General features: G+C 65.3%; 16 protein-coding genes. 10 read left to right on the forward strand and 6 right to left on the reverse strand.

Annotation, left to right across the window (positions count from 1 at the left end; genetic code table 11):
* Positions 1-11: 11 nt before the first annotated feature.
* From coxB to FHW64_RS20215, 3 genes are all read right to left on the reverse strand, one after another.
* Positions 12-1,190 (reverse strand): cytochrome c oxidase subunit II, encoded by a 1,179-nt coding sequence (gene coxB, locus FHW64_RS20205; protein WP_184529507.1) that lies wholly within the window; start codon positions 1,188-1,190, stop codon positions 12-14.
* A 66-nt stretch (positions 1,191-1,256) separates the two neighbouring features.
* Positions 1,257-1,733: a DUF2244 domain-containing protein gene (locus FHW64_RS20210; RefSeq protein WP_184529508.1), complete on the reverse strand. Its 477-nt coding sequence runs from the start codon at positions 1,731-1,733 to the stop codon at positions 1,257-1,259.
* Between the two features lie 121 nt (positions 1,734-1,854).
* Positions 1,855-2,769, reverse strand: a complete 915-nt coding sequence (locus tag FHW64_RS20215; protein ID WP_184529510.1) for a biotin synthase — start codon at positions 2,767-2,769, stop codon at positions 1,855-1,857.
* A gap of 22 nt (positions 2,770-2,791) precedes the next feature.
* Here FHW64_RS20215 and FHW64_RS20220 point away from each other — a divergent pair, with 22 nt between their 5' ends.
* Positions 2,792-3,508 (forward strand): ComF family protein, encoded by a 717-nt coding sequence (locus FHW64_RS20220; RefSeq protein WP_184529512.1) that lies wholly within the window; start codon positions 2,792-2,794, stop codon positions 3,506-3,508.
* Positions 3,509-3,537: 29 nt separating this feature from the next.
* Positions 3,538-3,999, forward strand: coding sequence for a tRNA (uridine(34)/cytosine(34)/5-carboxymethylaminomethyluridine(34)-2'-O)-methyltransferase TrmL (trmL, locus tag FHW64_RS20225; protein WP_184529514.1), 462 nt, complete (start codon positions 3,538-3,540; stop codon positions 3,997-3,999).
* A gap of 21 nt (positions 4,000-4,020) precedes the next feature.
* Here the strand turns inward: trmL and FHW64_RS20230 are convergent, their stop codons facing one another.
* Both FHW64_RS20230 and FHW64_RS20235 read right to left on the reverse strand, forming a co-directional pair.
* Complete coding sequence (locus FHW64_RS20230) at positions 4,021-4,479, reverse strand: MaoC family dehydratase (RefSeq protein ID WP_184529516.1); 459 nt, start codon at positions 4,477-4,479, stop codon at positions 4,021-4,023.
* Between the two features lie 90 nt (positions 4,480-4,569).
* Entirely contained in the window at positions 4,570-5,190 is a 621-nt protein-coding gene (locus tag FHW64_RS20235) for a ParA family protein (RefSeq protein ID WP_184529518.1), read from the reverse strand.
* A 67-nt stretch (positions 5,191-5,257) separates the two neighbouring features.
* On the opposite strand from FHW64_RS20235, the gene FHW64_RS20240 reads away from it, so the two are divergent.
* The gene (locus FHW64_RS20240; RefSeq protein ID WP_184529520.1) at positions 5,258-5,896 is read left to right on the forward strand and encodes an NAD(P)H-dependent oxidoreductase; all 639 of its coding nucleotides are present in this window, start codon (positions 5,258-5,260) and stop codon (positions 5,894-5,896) included.
* Positions 5,897-5,898: 2 nt separating this feature from the next.
* Positions 5,899-7,746: a glutathione-regulated potassium-efflux system protein KefC gene (gene kefC / locus FHW64_RS20245; RefSeq protein WP_184529521.1), complete on the forward strand. Its 1,848-nt coding sequence runs from the start codon at positions 5,899-5,901 to the stop codon at positions 7,744-7,746.
* Positions 7,747-7,756: 10 nt separating this feature from the next.
* Here kefC and FHW64_RS20250 read toward each other — a convergent pair whose 3' ends face one another.
* A complete protein-coding gene (locus tag FHW64_RS20250; RefSeq protein ID WP_184529523.1) occupies positions 7,757-8,623 on the reverse strand; it encodes an amidohydrolase family protein in 867 nt (288 codons plus the stop codon).
* A 115-nt stretch (positions 8,624-8,738) separates the two neighbouring features.
* Here FHW64_RS20250 and FHW64_RS20255 point away from each other — a divergent pair, with 115 nt between their 5' ends.
* Genes FHW64_RS20255 through FHW64_RS20280 form a run of 6 tightly spaced genes read left to right on the forward strand, consistent with a single transcriptional unit; the run spans position 8,739 to position 16,273 of the window.
* Complete coding sequence (locus FHW64_RS20255) at positions 8,739-9,512, forward strand: crotonase/enoyl-CoA hydratase family protein (protein WP_184529525.1); 774 nt, start codon at positions 8,739-8,741, stop codon at positions 9,510-9,512.
* A gap of 17 nt (positions 9,513-9,529) precedes the next feature.
* The gene (locus FHW64_RS20260) at positions 9,530-11,416 is read left to right on the forward strand and encodes a feruloyl-CoA synthase (RefSeq protein ID WP_184529527.1); all 1,887 of its coding nucleotides are present in this window, start codon (positions 9,530-9,532) and stop codon (positions 11,414-11,416) included.
* A 24-nt stretch (positions 11,417-11,440) separates the two neighbouring features.
* Positions 11,441-12,205: an SDR family NAD(P)-dependent oxidoreductase gene (locus FHW64_RS20265; RefSeq protein WP_184529529.1), complete on the forward strand. Its 765-nt coding sequence runs from the start codon at positions 11,441-11,443 to the stop codon at positions 12,203-12,205.
* A gap of 36 nt (positions 12,206-12,241) precedes the next feature.
* Complete coding sequence (locus tag FHW64_RS20270) at positions 12,242-13,384, forward strand: ABC transporter substrate-binding protein (RefSeq protein ID WP_184529531.1); 1,143 nt, start codon at positions 12,242-12,244, stop codon at positions 13,382-13,384.
* Between the two features lie 34 nt (positions 13,385-13,418).
* A complete protein-coding gene (locus FHW64_RS20275; protein WP_184529533.1) occupies positions 13,419-14,459 on the forward strand; it encodes a branched-chain amino acid ABC transporter permease in 1,041 nt (346 codons plus the stop codon).
* A gap of 2 nt (positions 14,460-14,461) precedes the next feature.
* The gene (locus tag FHW64_RS20280) at positions 14,462-16,273 is read left to right on the forward strand and encodes an ABC transporter permease subunit (RefSeq protein ID WP_184529535.1); all 1,812 of its coding nucleotides are present in this window, start codon (positions 14,462-14,464) and stop codon (positions 16,271-16,273) included.
* Positions 16,274-16,376 lie beyond the last annotated feature (103 nt).

Here is a 16,376-nt window from a genome sequence, read left to right on the forward strand (position 1 = left end):
GGGCGGGCGGCTTACTTGCCGCGCTCCGCCAGCACTTCGGCCGGTTGCACCAATTGGCCGGTCTTGTTGGACCAGGCGTTCTTCGTGAAGGTCACCACGGCGGCGATATCGGTGTCGCTGAGTTGCTTCCAGGCAGGCATTGCGCCGTTGTTCTGACCATTGAGCACCGTATGGAGCTGCAGCTTGTGGTCCGCGTTGAGCACGGTCGCCGAGCCGTCGAGCGGCTTGATCGGGCCGGCGCCCTTGCCGTTGGCCTGGTGGCAGGCAGCGCAGTTGGCGGCGTAGACCTTCTCGCCGCGCGCAAGCATTTCGGGCAGCGTCCAGACCTTGTTGGGATCGTCCTGCTTGGCCGCGGCTTCCTTGCGCTTGCCATCGACCCAGGCGGTGTAGTCAGCGGCGGCGAGCACCTTCACATGGATCGGCATGTAGGCGTGTTCCTTGCCGCAAAGCTCCTGGCACTGACCGTAGTAGTCGCCGACCTTCTCGGCACGGAACCAGGTGTCGCGCACGAAACCGGGGATCGCGTCCTGCTTGACGCCGAACTGCGGCACGGCGAAGGCGTGGATCACGTCGTTGGCGGTGGTGATGATGCGAACCTTCGTATCAACCGGAACGACCAGCGGGTTATCGACCTTCAGCAGGAAGTTGTCCGGCACGTCACCGCGGGCACCCGCATCCGACAGGGCACGGTGCGAAGCGTCGAGCGTCGAGATGAACGACAGGCCCTCGCCTTCGCCCTTGAGATAGTCGTAGCCCCACTTCCACTGGTAGCCGGTGACCTTGATCGTGAGATCGGCGTTGGTGGTGTCCTTTTGTGCCACCAGAACCCGGGTTGCCGGCAGCGCCATCAGGATGACGATGATGAAGGGGACAACCGTCCAGATGACTTCGACCACCACCGACTCATGGAAGTTGGCCGCCTTGTGGCCGACCGACTTGCGGTGCTTCCAGATCGAATAGAACATGACGGCGAACACGGCCACGAAGATGACGGTGCAAAGCACCAGCATCACGGTGTGGAGGAAGTGCTGCTCCTGGGCGATCTTGGTGACACCCACAGGAAGATTCAGCTGACGCACCGACGGACCGCCGGGAAGGTCATTGACTGCGTGTGCTGCGCCGCTGAACGCCGCACTGGCCGCCAGCAGCAGATTCGCTGGCCAAATCTTGTTCCGCCAATTGCTCTTCATCGTGTTCACTTCTTCATTTTCCTGTTAACCCACCGGTCCCCACGGTGATGCACTGCGCAGGCCCCCTCAGGCGCTACGCAATGCCATGCGAATTTCGCGCGCCAGCGCCGCGCGCAACTCCGGGCGCACATAGCGCCCCACCCTGACCGAACGACCTTGACCCGAGACCTCGATCAGCGAACGGTCGCTGTCCTGAGGCTCGACCCGCACCTGGTGCGGCAAGAATTCCGTGCGCTCGTAGTGGCCGCCGTTTTCGAGCTCGACCACGAGCCGCCCGCCTTGCAGGGCAATCTTCTCGCCATCAGTGGCGTGGCGAGCGTAGAGGATGAATGCGATCCCGACTGCGGTGAGCTCGAGCCAGGCGAATGGAAGGACGAGGCGCGCACCGTTCAGCCAGAAGACGGCGCTGATGCCTAGGGAAACTACGCAGAGAGAAACGTACAGCCAGCCCAGCTGGCTCGGCGTGACCGAGCAATTGCGCTTCAGAAACCAATGAACGCTCTGTCCTGAAACGGTGGCAAAACGAAACACGGAATTCGACACGGGCGAGTTCAGCAAATCGGTGCGTCGATCGCTGTCAAACCCATGTTCGACAGGCCTCGGTCACGGGACAATACCCGGAGTTCACGCAGCGCCGGATTGTAGCGGGTGAACACGCGTGAACTCACGCACCTGGGCGACCGCGTTGAAGCATGGTGCGCATCTCGCGCAACGACACTGCACTCTCGGCGGAAAGCGCCACTCGCGGCGCGGGTTTGAAGGCGTGTCCGTAGATGATTTCGAAGGTCATCGCGATCTTCCCTCCACCCTCTTCGGCGGGCGCAAGGGCGGGGAGTGCCGCGCACAGCGCCTTCCGCCAAGCCTTGCCACGCAGCGCCGGAAAGCGCGCTGGATGGAGGTTGCGACCCAGCGAACGCAGTTCGGTCAGCGCCGCATCCGCGCTCGTCCAGGTCAGGACGATGCGCTCCATGTCCATCACAGGCTCGGCGAAACCGGCGCCGACCAGCATGTCGCCCCAGTCGTGCATGTCGGTGAATTGGTGGCTGGCCGGCGGCCAGCCGAGGCGCTCGTGAAGCGCGCGCAGTTCCTGCAGGGTGTCCGGTCCGAAGCAGGAGAACATCAGGAAACCATCGGTCGCCACCAGCTTGTGCCATTGACTGATCAGCGCACCGGGGTCGGCGGCCATGTGCAGTGCCATGTTGGCCCAGAGCAGATCCACCCCATCTTCCGGCGGGGCTTCGAACGTCGGCTGGCCACCCTGCCATCGCCGGGCGGTCCACCACGGCGCGGTCAGCGCTTTCTCGGTCGGCGCGACCAATGAAGGCTCGCGTTCGATGACATAGGCGGGAGCATCCCGGTACCGGCGCGCCACCAATTCGTGGGCTTCCAATCCGCCTCGAAGCGGCGACCAGTCAGCCCATCGGCCCGGGCGTGACTTGATCCATTGGAGCCGATCCTCCATGCGGCGCCCGATCTCCTCGTGCAACCAAGGCGATCCTGAAGGCGGTGCAAGCCGGCTCCACCGCGCGGCCGCCGGGGCATCGATGGTCGGCGGGCGCTGAGGAGAGACAGGAGGCATGGGCCGCTCAGTATATTGAGGGATGCTCAGACGCTGGGCCCCAAGGGCTTTTCAATCGATCGCCGCCGGACTGCCGAGCCAGTGCGCGATCTGCCGCGCCTGGCCGGCGCAGCCGATCTGCGATGCGTGCGTCGCGCGCTTCGCGCCGCCGATGCCACGATGCACGACCTGCGCACTACCCGTCCCCACCGGTGTTGCGCGCTGCGGCGCCTGCGTGTCGAACCCGCCGCCGGTCGACGCCTGCCATGTCGCATGCACCTATGCCTGGCCCTGGCCGGAGCGCATCGCAGAGTTCAAGTTTCGCGGCAACCCCGGACTCGCGACGCCGCTCGCCACGCTCCTGAAAAGCTCGCTGTGGGTCGAAGCGGCGATCGAACAGGCCGATATCGTGCTGCCGATGCCGCTGACCAACACCCGCATGCGCGAGCGGGGCTTCAATCAGGCACACGAACTGGCCAAGCGGCTCGCGCCGGCCATTCATGACCCGGGAATTCTTCTCCGAACCCGCGATGCGCCCGCACAAAGCGAACTGTCTCGCGCACAGCGGCTACGCAATCTCCGAGGCATGTTCGCCCTCGAGCCGCTCAGGGCTGGCGCCGTGCGCGATCGGCGTGTCGTGCTGGTCGACGACGTCATGACCACTGGCGCATCCGTCTTCACTGCTGCCGAGGTCCTGCGCCGGGGCGGTGCAGCGCACATCACGGCGATCGTGCTGGCTCGAACGGATCCACCCGCCTGATCGCCGCGGCGGCGCGGACAATCGCAGCCATGTTCCATATCGTTCTCGTCGAGCCTGAGATCCCCCCGAACACCGGCAATGTGATCCGGCTCGCAGCCAACACAGGCTGCACGCTGCATCTGGTCGAACCGCTCGGCTTTTCCATGGACGACAAGCTGCTGCGTCGGGCCGGCCTGGACTATCACGAGTATGCGAAGGTGTTGCGGCATGCGAGCTGGCGGGCATTGCTGGACGCAGAGCATCCACCTACCGACCGCATGTTCGCGCTCACGACACACGGGTCCCAGCCGGTGCATCAGATCTCATTCCGCCCTGGCGACTGGCTCGTCTTCGGCGCTGAAACCCGCGGATTGGCTCCAGAGTTGCGCGAATCTTTCCCGCTGGCGCAGCGCTTGCGCCTGCCGATGCGCGAAGGTCAGCGCAGCCTGAACCTGTCGAACGCGGTCGCGGTCACCGTTTTCGAGGCGTGGCGCCAGAACGGATTCGCGTAGGCACGGCGGCGGATCGGTCGATCAGGGATAGCGCCGCGCCACCGACTCCGCGACGCAGGCTGGCTTGGACGATCCTTCGAGTTCGATCGTGACTTCCCACGCCATCTGCAGGCCGTTGTTCGGGATCGGCTCCGAGGTCAGCAGCTTCAGACGACCGCGCACCCGTCCGCCGACAGGCACCGGCGACATGAAGCGCACGCGGTTCAAACCGTAGTTCACACCCATGCTCGACTCGACCACGCTGATCGCGGTTTCGAAGATGCGCGGCACCAGCGAGAGCGTCAGGAAGCCATGGGCGATCGGGCCGCCGAAAGGTCCCGCCTTGGCCCTTTCAACGTCGACGTGAATCCACTGATGGTCGCCCGTCGCTTCGGCGAACAGGTTGACCTGCTCCTGCGTGATGGTGATCCACTCGCTCACCGCGACTTCCTGGCCGACGCACGCGGCCAGATCCTGAAGGGTCTGGAAGGTCTTTTTCATGCGGTTCACTTTAGCGGCCGGTTGAAGCGACTCTTGTCCGCGCCGCGACATGCCCCATAAGGGAAAACCAGCAGCGCCTCGAGCGAAAGGTCACTGATCGAGCCAGCGACAGATCGGCTCCCACTGTTCCAGATCACGTTGAACCCGGCCCGGAGCGATGTCGAACAGCGTCAGCCCGCGCGCCGCGAGCTGCACATAGTTCTGCGTGTCGCGAAGCTCGCCGAGCACGGTCACGTCGAGCCCGGCGACGAATTCCCTCAGGCGTTCGGCTGCGAGGGTCCGCGCGTCCACCCGCATGCCGACGATCGCGACCTGCGTCTTGTCGATGCGGCGGTGCGAAAGCAGCTTGTCGAGAAAGTCGCGGGTCGCGTAGATGTCGAAGATGCTGGGCTGAAGCGGAACCAGCACCTTGTCGGCGACCGCCACCGCCTCCTTGAAGCGCGAGCCATGCAAGCCAGCCGGCGTGTCGAGGACGGCGTGCGTCGTGCCCCGCGGCGGGCGGACCACATCGCCATCATCGGAGGCATCCCAGCTCCGGATTTCGCGCGCCTCGGGCGGCCTCAGGCTCAGCCAGAGTCTGGAAGACTGCTGGCGATCGATGTCGCCCAGCATCACCGCATGACCTCGGCTGGCGAGGTAGCCCGCGATGTTCGTTGCGAGCGTGGATTTTCCGACCCCTCCCTTGGGATTGGCGACCAGAACCACCGGCATCTGTGACTCCTCGAGACTGAAGACAGGCGTCATGGTAGCGGCCCGCCGAGTGCGCTATGTTCTCGCCATGCCGACAACAACAAATACGGAAAGCGCTGCCCGCGTCTACGTGATCGCCGCCCACCCCCGATGGCGCGACTCCCGCGTCAACCTGCAGTTGGTGAAGGCGGCGCGCGATGTCCCGGGCATCGACGTGAACGACCTCTACAACAGCTACCCCGACTACGCGATCGACGTGAAGACCGAGCAGGCACGCCTCGCCCGCGCCGAGATGGTCGTGCTGCTGCATCCGATCCAGTGGTACTCGATGCCATCGCTGCAGAAGCTCTGGCTGGACGATGTTCTCAGTTACGGCTGGGCCTACGGCAGGGGCGGCAACAAGCTCGAAGGCAAGGATGTCTGGCTCGTCGCGACCACCGGCGGCCCGGAAGAGAGCTACCACCCGCAGCGCTACAACCGCTACTTCTTCGATGCCTTCCTGCCACCCTACGAACAGACCGCGGCCCTGTGCGGCATGCGCTTCCTGCCGCCGCTGATCTTTCATGGCGCCCGCAGCGCGTCGGATGCGGCCGTGGCCGAGCACGTGGCCGTCTTCAAGGACCGGCTGCAGACCTATCCGAACTGGCCCGAGCTGGACGACCTCGACGGATGCGCGAGCTGCGTAGTGCCCGAAACCGATCGGCCTGTCGGCCAGGAAGAAGCTTGACGATGGAACACCACCTGCCGGGCTGGCTGCTCAACTCGCTCATCTATCTTGGCGCCGCGGTGCTGGTCGTGCCGCTGTCGAAAGCCATCGGGCTGGGCTCGATCATCGGTTACCTCGCGGCGGGCATCGCCATCGGGCCGTGGGGACTCGGGCTGGTCACGAACGTCGAGGACATCCTTCATTTCGCCGAATTCGGCGTGGTGCTGATGCTGTTTCTCGTCGGACTCGAACTGGAGCCGAAGCGACTCTGGAGCCTGCGCGGGCCGATCTTCGGCTGGGGTTCGGCGCAGGTGCTGGGATGTGCAGCGATCCTGTTCTTTGCCGGGTGCCTCGCGGGCGCCAGCTGGCGAGTCGCACTGGTGGCGGCGCTCGGACTTGCGCTCTCGTCGACCGCGATCGCACTGCAGGTGTTCGGAGAGCGCAACCTGCTGCTGACGCCGAGCGGCCAGTCGGGCTTCTCGATCCTGCTGTTCCAGGATGTGGCCGCGATTCCGATCCTCGCGTTGCTGCCGCTGTTGGCCATCAGTCACGACGTCGATTCGGGTGTGAGCAGTTCCGATCGGCTCATCGAAGGGTTGAAGATCGTCGCCGTGATCGCCGCCATCGTGATCGGCGGCCGGCTGGCCTTGCGTCCATTGCTGCGATGGATCGCACGCAGCAGGACGCCCGAAATCTTTACCGCCGCCTCTCTGCTGCTGGTGGTTGCCATTGCCGCGCTGATGCAATTCATCGGCCTGTCGATGGCGCTCGGTGCCTTTCTCGCCGGTGTGCTGCTGGCGGAAAGCGAATATCGCCGCGAGCTCGAAACCGATATCGAGCCCTTCAAGGGCCTGCTGCTCGGCCTCTTCTTCATCGCAGTGGGCATGAGCATCGATTTCGGCGTGCTGATCGCGCATCCGCTGCTGATGGCGGCGGTGGTGATCGGATTCATGGCGCTGAAGGCCGCGGTGATCTATGGACTCGCCAAGCTGATGCATGTGCCCTACCAGCAGCGCCCGGTGTTCACGCTCTTGCTCGCGCAGGGCGGCGAGTTCGCCTTCGTGGTGTTCCAGGCGGCTGGGCCGGACGTGCTACCGGCCAACGTTGCCTCGTTCCTGATCGGCGCGGTCGCGCTGTCGATGCTGATTTCGCCGCTGCTGTTGGTGGCCGTCGACAAGTGGGTGCTGGCGCGCCACACCGTCCAGAAACCGAGCTCGATGGAAGAAATCTCCGAACAGCAGGACGCGAAGGTGGTCATTTGCGGATTCGGCCGATATGGGCAGATCATCGGCCGCATGCTGAGCGCGCAAGGGCTGAAGATCACCGTGCTCGACCACGACCCCGACACCATCGAAAGCCTGCGCGAGTTCGGCTTCCGTGTGTTCTATGGCGATGCAACCCGGCTCGACCTGCTGCGCACGGCGGGCGCGGGCACCGCCAAGGTCGTGGTGGTCGCGGTGGACGACATGGAGCAGTCGCTCAAGATCGTCGACCTGCTGCGCGACAACTTCCCCAACGCGAAGATCGTCGCGCGGGCGCGAAACGTGGCGCACCTCTACCACTTGCTCGACCGCAAGATCGAATCGATCGAACGCGAAGTCTTCGAGTCCTCGCTGCGCAGCGCCCGCTCGGTTCTCGAGGGGCTGGGTTGGCCTGCGCACGAAGCGCGTGAAACCGCGATGCGTTTTCGGCTGCGCAACATCCAGCTCATGCACGAGACCTATCCGCACTACAAGGACCGCGCGAAGCTCATCGCGGTTGCCAAGGAAGGTCGACAGCAGTTCCAGGAGCAGATGGCGCGCGAGCGCGAAGAGCGGCGCGAGCGATCCCATGTGGACTGGGACCGCATCGATGACGAGCGGACCTCCTGAGTCCGCGCTTTTACTTCGCGAGCTTTAGCAGGCGAATCGCGTTGTCCTTGAGGATGCCGGGCATCACTTCCGGCTTGAAGCCGGCTTCCTCGAAATCCTTCATCCAGCGATCAGGGGTGATCAGCGGATAGTCGCTACCAAAAAGCACGCGGTCCTTGAGCAGCGTGTTGGCGTACTGCACCAGCTGCTTCGGGAAGTACTTCGGGCTCCAGCCGGAGAGGTCGATCCACACGTTGGGCTTGTGCGTTGCCACGCTCAACGCCTCGTCCTGCCACGGGAAGCTCGGGTGGGCCATGACGATCTGCATGTCGGGGAAGTCGATGGCCACGTCGTCGAGATGCATCGGATTGCTGTATTCGAGCCGCAGCCCGCCGCCGCAGCGCATGCCGGAACCGATGCCACTGTGGCCGGTGTGGAACACCGCCGGCAGGCCGTACTCGTTGATGACTTCGTAGATCGGCCATGCCATCCGGTCGTACGGGTGGAAGCCCTGCACCGTCGGATGGAACTTGAAGCCCTTGACACCGTGCTCCTCGATGAGCCGCCGCGCTTCGCGAGCACCCATCTTTCCCTTGTGGGGATCGATGCTGGCGAAGGCGATCATGATGTCCGGGTTCTTCTGCGCAGCCTCGGCGATCTCTTCGTTCGGGATACGTCGGCGGCCGAGGTTCGACTCCGCGTCGACCATGAACATCACGAGGCCGATCTTGCGTTCGCGGTAGTAGTCGATGCTTTCCTGGATGGTCGGCCGGCGGCTCGAACGGAAGTACTTGTCGGCCGCGCGGTCGTATTCCTCGCCGTAGTTGTCGAAAGGATTCCAGCAACTCACCTCGGCATGCGTGTGAGTGTCGATGGCGATCAGGTTCTCGTAGTCCATGGCGTTGTCTCCAACGGGTTTTAGGCTTAGGGTAAGTCCTCATGCCGCGGGTCAATGTGCGGCTTGAATTGGTTATTTTTCATAACCATAATCGATCGCAACCCGGAATGCAATCATGACCCACACCGATCTCCAGCTCGAACTCCAGGACAACATCGCCATCGTGCGCCTCACCCGCGCCAGCAAGCGCAATGCGTTGTCCGATGCGCTGATCCTCGCGCTGCGCAACACGTTTGAAAACCTCCCGTCCTCGGTTCGCGCCGCGGTCATCGACGGCGAGGGCCCGCATTTCTGCGCCGGCCTCGATCTCTCCGAACTCCAGGAGCGCGATGCGGGCCAGGGCCTCATCCATTCGCGCACGTGGCATGCGGCGCTCGAACTCGTCCAGCATGGCCCGGTCCCGGTGATCGCGGCGCTGCACGGCGCGGTCGTCGGCGGCGGCCTGGAGCTCGCGAGCGCCTGCCATATCCGCGTCGCGGACAGCACCACCTTCTACGCATTGCCGGAAGGCTCGCGCGGCATCTTCGTCGGCGGCGGCGGCTCGGTACGCATCCCCAAGCTCATCGGTGCGGCACGCATGACCGACATGATGCTCACAGGCCGCGTCTACAACGCCGAGGAAGGCGAACGCGCCGGCTTTGCGCAATACCTCGTTCCCGAGGGCACTGCTTTCGACAAGGCCGTCGAACTCGCCAAACGCGTCGCAACGAATGCGCCGCTGACCAATTACGCACTGATGCACGCCCTGCCGCGAATCGCCGAGCAGCCGGCCGACCATGGCTTCTTCACCGAAGCGCTGATGGCCGGCATCGCCCAGAGCGCGCCCGAAGCCAAGGAGCGCGTGCGCGCCTTCCTCGAAGGCAAGGCGAACAAAGTGCAGAAGAACTGAGACATCCCGGAACTCCCATGTCAGTCACCCGCCAACCCACCATCACGCCGCGCTACCGCCCGGTGACCTTCGGCGTGCGTCACGTCAACGTGCGCGAAGGCGCCGCCGGCGTGCGCTACCTCGAAGCAGCCGAGCCGCTCGGCAGCTACGCGGAGCGCATCACCGACCGCCTGATGCACTGGGCCGAGACCGCACCCGACCGCAGTTTCATGGCCCGCCGCGAGCAACTGCCCGACGGCACGACCGGCGAGTGGCAACACCTCAGCTATGCGAAGGTGCTGCAGGACGCACGCCGCATCGGCCAGGCGCTGCTCAACCGCGGCCTCAACGCCGAGCGGCCCGTGATGATCCTGAGCGAGAACAGCCTCGAGCACGCGCAACTCGCGCTCGCCTGCATCTACGCCGGCATCCCCTATTGCCCTGCCTCGCCCGCGTACTCCACCGTCAGCCAGGACTACGAGAAGCTGCGCCACATCTTCAACACGCTGACGCCCGGGTTGGTCTTCGCAAGCGACGCGAGTCGTTTCGGTCGTGCGATCGCGTCGGTGGTGCCGTCCGATGTCGAAGTGGTCTTGCACAACGAAACGCCCTCATCCGAACTCGCAGGCCGCGCGATCACCACCTTCCAGAGCCTGCTGGACACACCCGCCACGCCGGCGGTCGACGCTGCGATGGCCGCCACCGGGCCGGACACGATCACCAAGTTCCTCTTCACCTCGGGCTCGACCAAGATGCCCAAGGCGGTCGTCAACACGCAGCGCATGTGGTGTGCCAACCAGGTGCAGATCGCGCAGTCGATGCCATCGCTGGCCGACGAGCCCCCGGTGCTCGTCGACTGGCTCCCATGGAACCACACCTTCGGCAGCAACCACAACGTCGGCATCACGATCTATCACGGCGGCACGCTCTACATCGACGACGGCAAGCCAACCCCCGCCGGCATGGCCGAGACGCTGCGCAACCTGCGAGAGATCGCACCGACCGTGTACTTCAACGTGCCGACCGGCTTCGAGGCCATCGCCAATGCGATGCGGACCGATGCGCAACTGCGCAAGACGCTGCTGTCGCGCGTGCGCATGTTCTTCTACTCCGGTGCTGCGCTTGCCCAGCCGGTGTGGGACCTGCTCCATGAAATCCAGGAAGCCGAGATCGGCGAACGCATCGTGATGGCGACCGGCCTCGGCATGACCGAATCCGGCCCTTCGGCGATGTTCATCAACAGCCCAGACGTGCGTGCCGGCGATGTCGGTGTGCCCACGCCGGGCATGACGCTCAAGCTCATCGACGTCGACGGCAAGGTCGAAGTGCGCTATCGCGGCCCCAACGTCACGCCAGGCTACTGGCGCTCGCCGGAAGCCACGCGCGAGGCCTTCGACGAAGAAGGCTATCTGTGCACTGGCGACGCGGTGAAGTGGATCGACGAGAACGACGTGCACCGCGGCCTGCGCTTCGACGGACGCATCGCCGAGGACTTCAAGCTCGCCACCGGCACCTTCGTAAGCGTCGGCCCGCTCCGCGCAAGGATCATTGCCGCCGGCGCGCCCTATGTGCAGGACGTGGTGCTGACGGGCATCAACCTCAAGGAAGTCGGCGCGCTGATCTTCCCGACGCAGGCAGTGCGCCAGCTCGCAGGCCTTGCGTCCGACGCGCCGATGCGCGCGGTGGTCGAGAGCGCGCCGGTGCAGGCGCAGATCCAGCAACTGCTCGACACGCTCGCCAAATCGAGCACCGGCAGCGCTAACCGCATTGCGCGCGCGCACGTCGTTTCGGAGCCGCCTTCGATCGACAAGGGCGAGGTGACCGACAAGGGCTCGATCAACCAGCGCGCCGTGCTCAAGCACCGCGCCGATTTGGTGGAAGCCCTGCACACCGACGCGCTGCCTTTCACGTTGAAGCCCCAGTAAGCACAACCCAAGGAGACACCCGACATGAACATCCAAGGACAAGCCGCACTCGTCACCGGCGGCGCATCCGGCCTCGGCGAAGCCACTGCGCGCGAGCTCGCGCGGCTCGGCGCCAAGGTCGCCGTGCTGGACGTGAACGCCGCGCTCGCGGAGAAGGTTGCGGCCGAGATCGGCGGCATCGCCTGCGTCTGCGACATCACGCAGGCCGACAGCGTCAATGCGGCACTCGACAAGGCCGAGGCCGCTCACGGCCCCGCGCGCATCCTGATGAACGTCGCCGGCATCGGCAGCGCCAAGCGCATCGTCGGCAAGGACGGCAACCCTGCACCGCTCGAAGACTTCACGCGCGTGGTCAACGTGAACCTGATCGGCGCCTACAACATCAGCCGCCTGTACGCAGCACGGTGCGCCAAGCTCGAACCGCTGGAAGGCGGCGAGCGCGGCGTGATGATGTTCACCGCATCGGTCGCGGCATTCGATGGGCAGGTCGGCCAGCAGGCCTACAGCGCCTCGAAAGGTGGCCTTGTCGGCATGACGCTGCCGATGGCGCGCGATCTCGCGCAGCACGGCATCCGCGTCTGCACGGTCGCGCCGGGGCTGTTCGCGACGCCGTTGCTCAAGGAACTGCCGGAGCCCGTCCAGCAGTCGCTCGCCGCATCGATCCCCTTCCCGCCGCGCCTTGGCAAGCCTTCGGAATTCGCCGAGCTGGCCTGCCACATCGTGACCAACGGCCATCTCAACGGCGAAGTGATCCGCCTCGACGGCGCCCTGCGCATGGCACCGCGCTGAACCGAACTTTTGTAGCGACCCAAGGAGACAGTCCTCATGAACTTCAAGAAAGCATCCCTCGCCGCCGCGCTCGCGCTCGGCCTCTTCGGCATCGCGCATGCCGACCTCACCGTGGGCGTAGTGCTGCCGCTCACCGGCCCTGCATCGGGCCTCGGCATTCCGATGAAGAACCAGATCGCGCTGTGGCCCAAGTCCATCGCCGGCGAGAACCTCAAGCTCGTGGTGCTCGACGATGCCACCGACCCCACCACGGGCGTCAAGGACGCGCAGCGCCTCGTGACCGAGGACAAGGTCGACGTCATCATTGGCTCGGCCGCGACGCCGGTCGCAATCCCCATGGCCGATGTGGCCGCCGAATCGGGCACTGCGCAGCTCGCTGCTTCGCCGGCCGGCCTGCCGCCAGGCAAGGACAAGTGGACCTTCCGCCTGCCGCAGTCGAATGACGTGATGGCCTACGCCGTCGTACAGCACATGAAGAGCCAGAAGGTGAAGACCATCGGCTTCCTCGGCTACACCGACGCCTACGGCGAGCTGTGGCTCAAGGCGCTGCAGGCCGAAGCCGAGAAGAACGGCATGAAGATCGTCGCCACCGAGCGCTTCGGTCGCGCCGACACCAGCGTCACCGCGCAGGTGCTGAAGATCACCTCGGCCAATCCCGATGCGATCCTGATCGTGGCCTCGGGCAGCGGCGCGGGCATGCCGCAAAAGGCTGTGATGGAGCGCGGCTTCAAGGGCAAGGTCTACCAGACGCATGCCGCCGCGACCCAGGATCTGATGCGCACCGCCGGCAAGGACGCCGAAGGCACCTTCGTCGTCTCCGGCCCCGCCACCGTCGCCGAGCAGTTGCCCGAGACCCATCCGTCGAAGAAGCAGGCAGTGGCCTTCGTCACCGAATACGAGAAGGCCTACGGCCCGAACTCGCGCAACCAGTTCGCCGCGCACAGCGCCGATGCGCTCACCATCCTCGAAAAGGCGGTGCCGATCGCGCTCAAGAAAGCCAAGCCCGGCACGCCCGAATTCCGTTCCGCACTGCGCGACGCATTCGAGACGATGGGCCGCACGACGATCGCGCACGGCGTGCTCGAGTGGACGCCGCAGAACCACTGGGGCTACACCAACGAAACCGGCGTGATCCTGAAGGTCGTCAACGGCCAGTTCAAGGTCGAGCAGCCCCAGTAATCGCAGGAAGCGCTTCGCGCGATAGAGCCCCGCCATGGACTTCTCAATTGCCAGCATCCTGACGCTGGACGGACTCACGAACGGGGCGATCTACGCGCTGCTCGGCATGGGCATCGTGCTCGTGTTCACGGTGACCCGTGTCATCTTCATTCCGCAGGGCGAATTCGTCGCCTATGGCGCGCTGACGCTCGCCATCTTCCAGACCGGCAAGGTGCCCGGTACGGTCTGGCTGTTGCTGATCCTCGCCGGTGTCGCGGCCGCCATGGAACTCGTGAGCACCTGGCGTCACCGAGGCCACATTGCGCCGGCGATCAAGGCTGCAGCGCGCATGTTCGTGCTGCCCGCCATCGTCTGCGCGGTGTCGGCGTGGGCCGCGCCGCGCAACCTGCCGCTCGCGGTGCAGGCGTTCCTGACGCTCTGCATCGTCACGGCCTACGGACCGCTGGTCTACCGCGTCGCCTACCAGTCGCTCGCGGGTGCGAGCTCGCTGGTGCTGCTGATCGTCTCGGTCGGCGTGCATTTCGCGATGACCGGACTCGGTCTGCTGTTCTTCGGCGCGGAAGGATTTCGCAATCCGCCGTTCTGGGACGAACGCTTCTCCATCGGCCCGCTCAACGTGAACGGGCAGGCGGTCATCATCTTTCTTGCCTCGGCCGCATTGATCGTGATGCTGTGGCTCTACTTCGAGCGCACGCTCTACGGCAAGGCCTTGCGCGCCACGGCGGTCAACCGGCTCGGTGCGCGGCTGATGGGTATCTCGACGCAGGCCGCGGGGCAACTCACCTTCGCGATGGCGGCACTGATCGGCGCGCTCTCTGGCCTGCTGATCGGTCCGACCACCACCATCTTCTATGACTCGGGCTTTCTCATTGGCCTCAAGGGCTTCGTGGCCGGCGTGATCGCGGGGCTTGCGAGCTACCCGGGCGCGCTGATCGGAGCGCTCGGCGTGGGGGTCATCGAATCCTTCGGCTCGTTCTGGGCCAGCTCCTTCAAGGAAGTGATCGTCTTCACGATCATCCTTCCCGTTCTCCTGTGGCGCTCGCTGCGCAGCGGCCATTCCGACGAAGAACACTGATCATGCAAGCCACGCTTTCTTCAACGGCGACCACCGCCCCGCGCAAGAGCGGACTTCGCACCTGGGGCCCGCTCGCGCTGGTGATCGTGCTCGCGGTGCTGCCTCTGCTGCCGCTGCCCAACTTCTGGATCATCCAGCTCAACTACATCGGCATCTACACGCTGCCGGTGCTGGGCCTCGTGCTGCTCACCGGCGTGGGCGGCCTCACTTCCTTCGGGCAGGCGGCGTTCGTGGGCATCGGTGCCTACACCACCGCCTATCTGAGCGTGAACTTCGGCCTCTCGCCGTGGCTCACGCTGTTCATCGGCCTTGCCCTCACCGGCATCAGCGCCGCGATCATCGGCGGCATCACGCTGCGGATGTCCGGCCACTACCTACCGCTCGCGACCATCGCCTGGGCCCTGTCGCTCTACTACCTCATGGGCAACCTCGAAGCGCTGGGCAAGTACGACGGCATCCTCGGCGTGAAGGGCCTGACGCTCTTCGGCCTCGAAGTCGGCCAGCAGCGCGTGTTCTACGCGGTGACCTGGACGCTCGCGCTGCTCGCCGCGTTTGCAGTGATCCGTCTTCTCGATTCACGCAGCGGCCGCGCCATCCGCGCACTGGCCGGCGGCTCGCAGATGGCCGAGGCGATGGGCGTGAACACGCTGCGCCACAAGGTCGGCATCTTCGTGTTGGCCGCCATGCTGGCATCGATCTCGGGCTGGCTCTTCGCGCACTTCCAGCGCACCGTGAACCCCTCGCCCTTCGGCATCAAGATGGGCATCGAGTACCTCTTCATGACGGTGCTCGGCGGCGCAGCGCATGTGTGGGGTGCGATCGCCGGCGCCGGCGTGGTCAAGCTGCTGGAAGACCAACTGCAGGTGCTGCTGCCGAAGCTCATCGGCACCAGCGGCAGCTACGAGCTGATCGTCTTCGGGATCATGATCGTGCTGGTGCTCAAGTACCTGCCCGACGGGCTCTGGGACTTCGTCGACCGCCGGCTGCCGCGCAGGCAGCGCACCGTGGATTGGCACGACGCGGCAGACCTGCCTGTTCGTTCCAAGCCCACGCAGGGCGAAGTCGTGCTCGACGTGCAGTCGATCCGCAAGACCTTCGGCGGACTCGTCGCGGTGAACGACATCAGCTTCCAGACGCGCGCAGGCCAGGTGGTCGGCCTCATCGGACCGAACGGCGCGGGCAAGTCGACCACGTTCAACCTCGTCACCGGCGTGCTGTCGCTCTCGAGCGGCCAGGTTCGCTTCCGTAGCGAAGCCATCGGCGGCCTTTCGTCACGCGCCATTGCGCAGCGTGGCGTCTCGCGCACCTTCCAGCACGTGAAGATGGTGCCGGACATGACGGTGCTCGAGAACGTTGCACTGGGCGCGCATCTGCGCGGCGGCAAGGGCGCGGTCGCGGCCATGCTGCACACCGACCGCGCCGAAGAGCGCCAGCTGTTCCGCGAAGCCGAGCGGCAGTTGCAGCGCGTCGGCATGGGCGACTACCTGCATGAGCTCGCAGGCAACCTCGCGATGGGCCAACAGCGTCTGCTGGAGATCGCCCGCGCGCTGTGCGCCGACCCTGCCCTGCTGCTGCTCGACGAGCCCGCCGCCGGCCTCCGGCACAAGGAAAAGCAGGCGCTGGCCGACGTGCTCCGCACACTGCGCAACGAAGGCATGAGCATCCTGCTGGTCGAGCACGACATGGACCTCGTGATGGACATCTGCGACCACATCGTGGTGATGGAGTTCGGCACGCACCTGATGGAAGGCACGCCGGCCGAAGTGCAAGAGAGCCCCAAAGTGCGCGCCGCCTATCTCGGAACGGAACACTAGTCATGAAGCTCTCCCCCAGCCTCGCCCACTCCGTGTGGCTCAGGCACCCCCTCGCCGGGGGCAACCCCAGCGGCCCGGCAAAGCCGGTTCCGCGGGGTTCCTG

This window comes from Variovorax sp. Sphag1AA, from assembly GCF_014192575.1.
Classification (GTDB): domain Bacteria; phylum Pseudomonadota; class Gammaproteobacteria; order Burkholderiales; family Burkholderiaceae_C; genus Variovorax.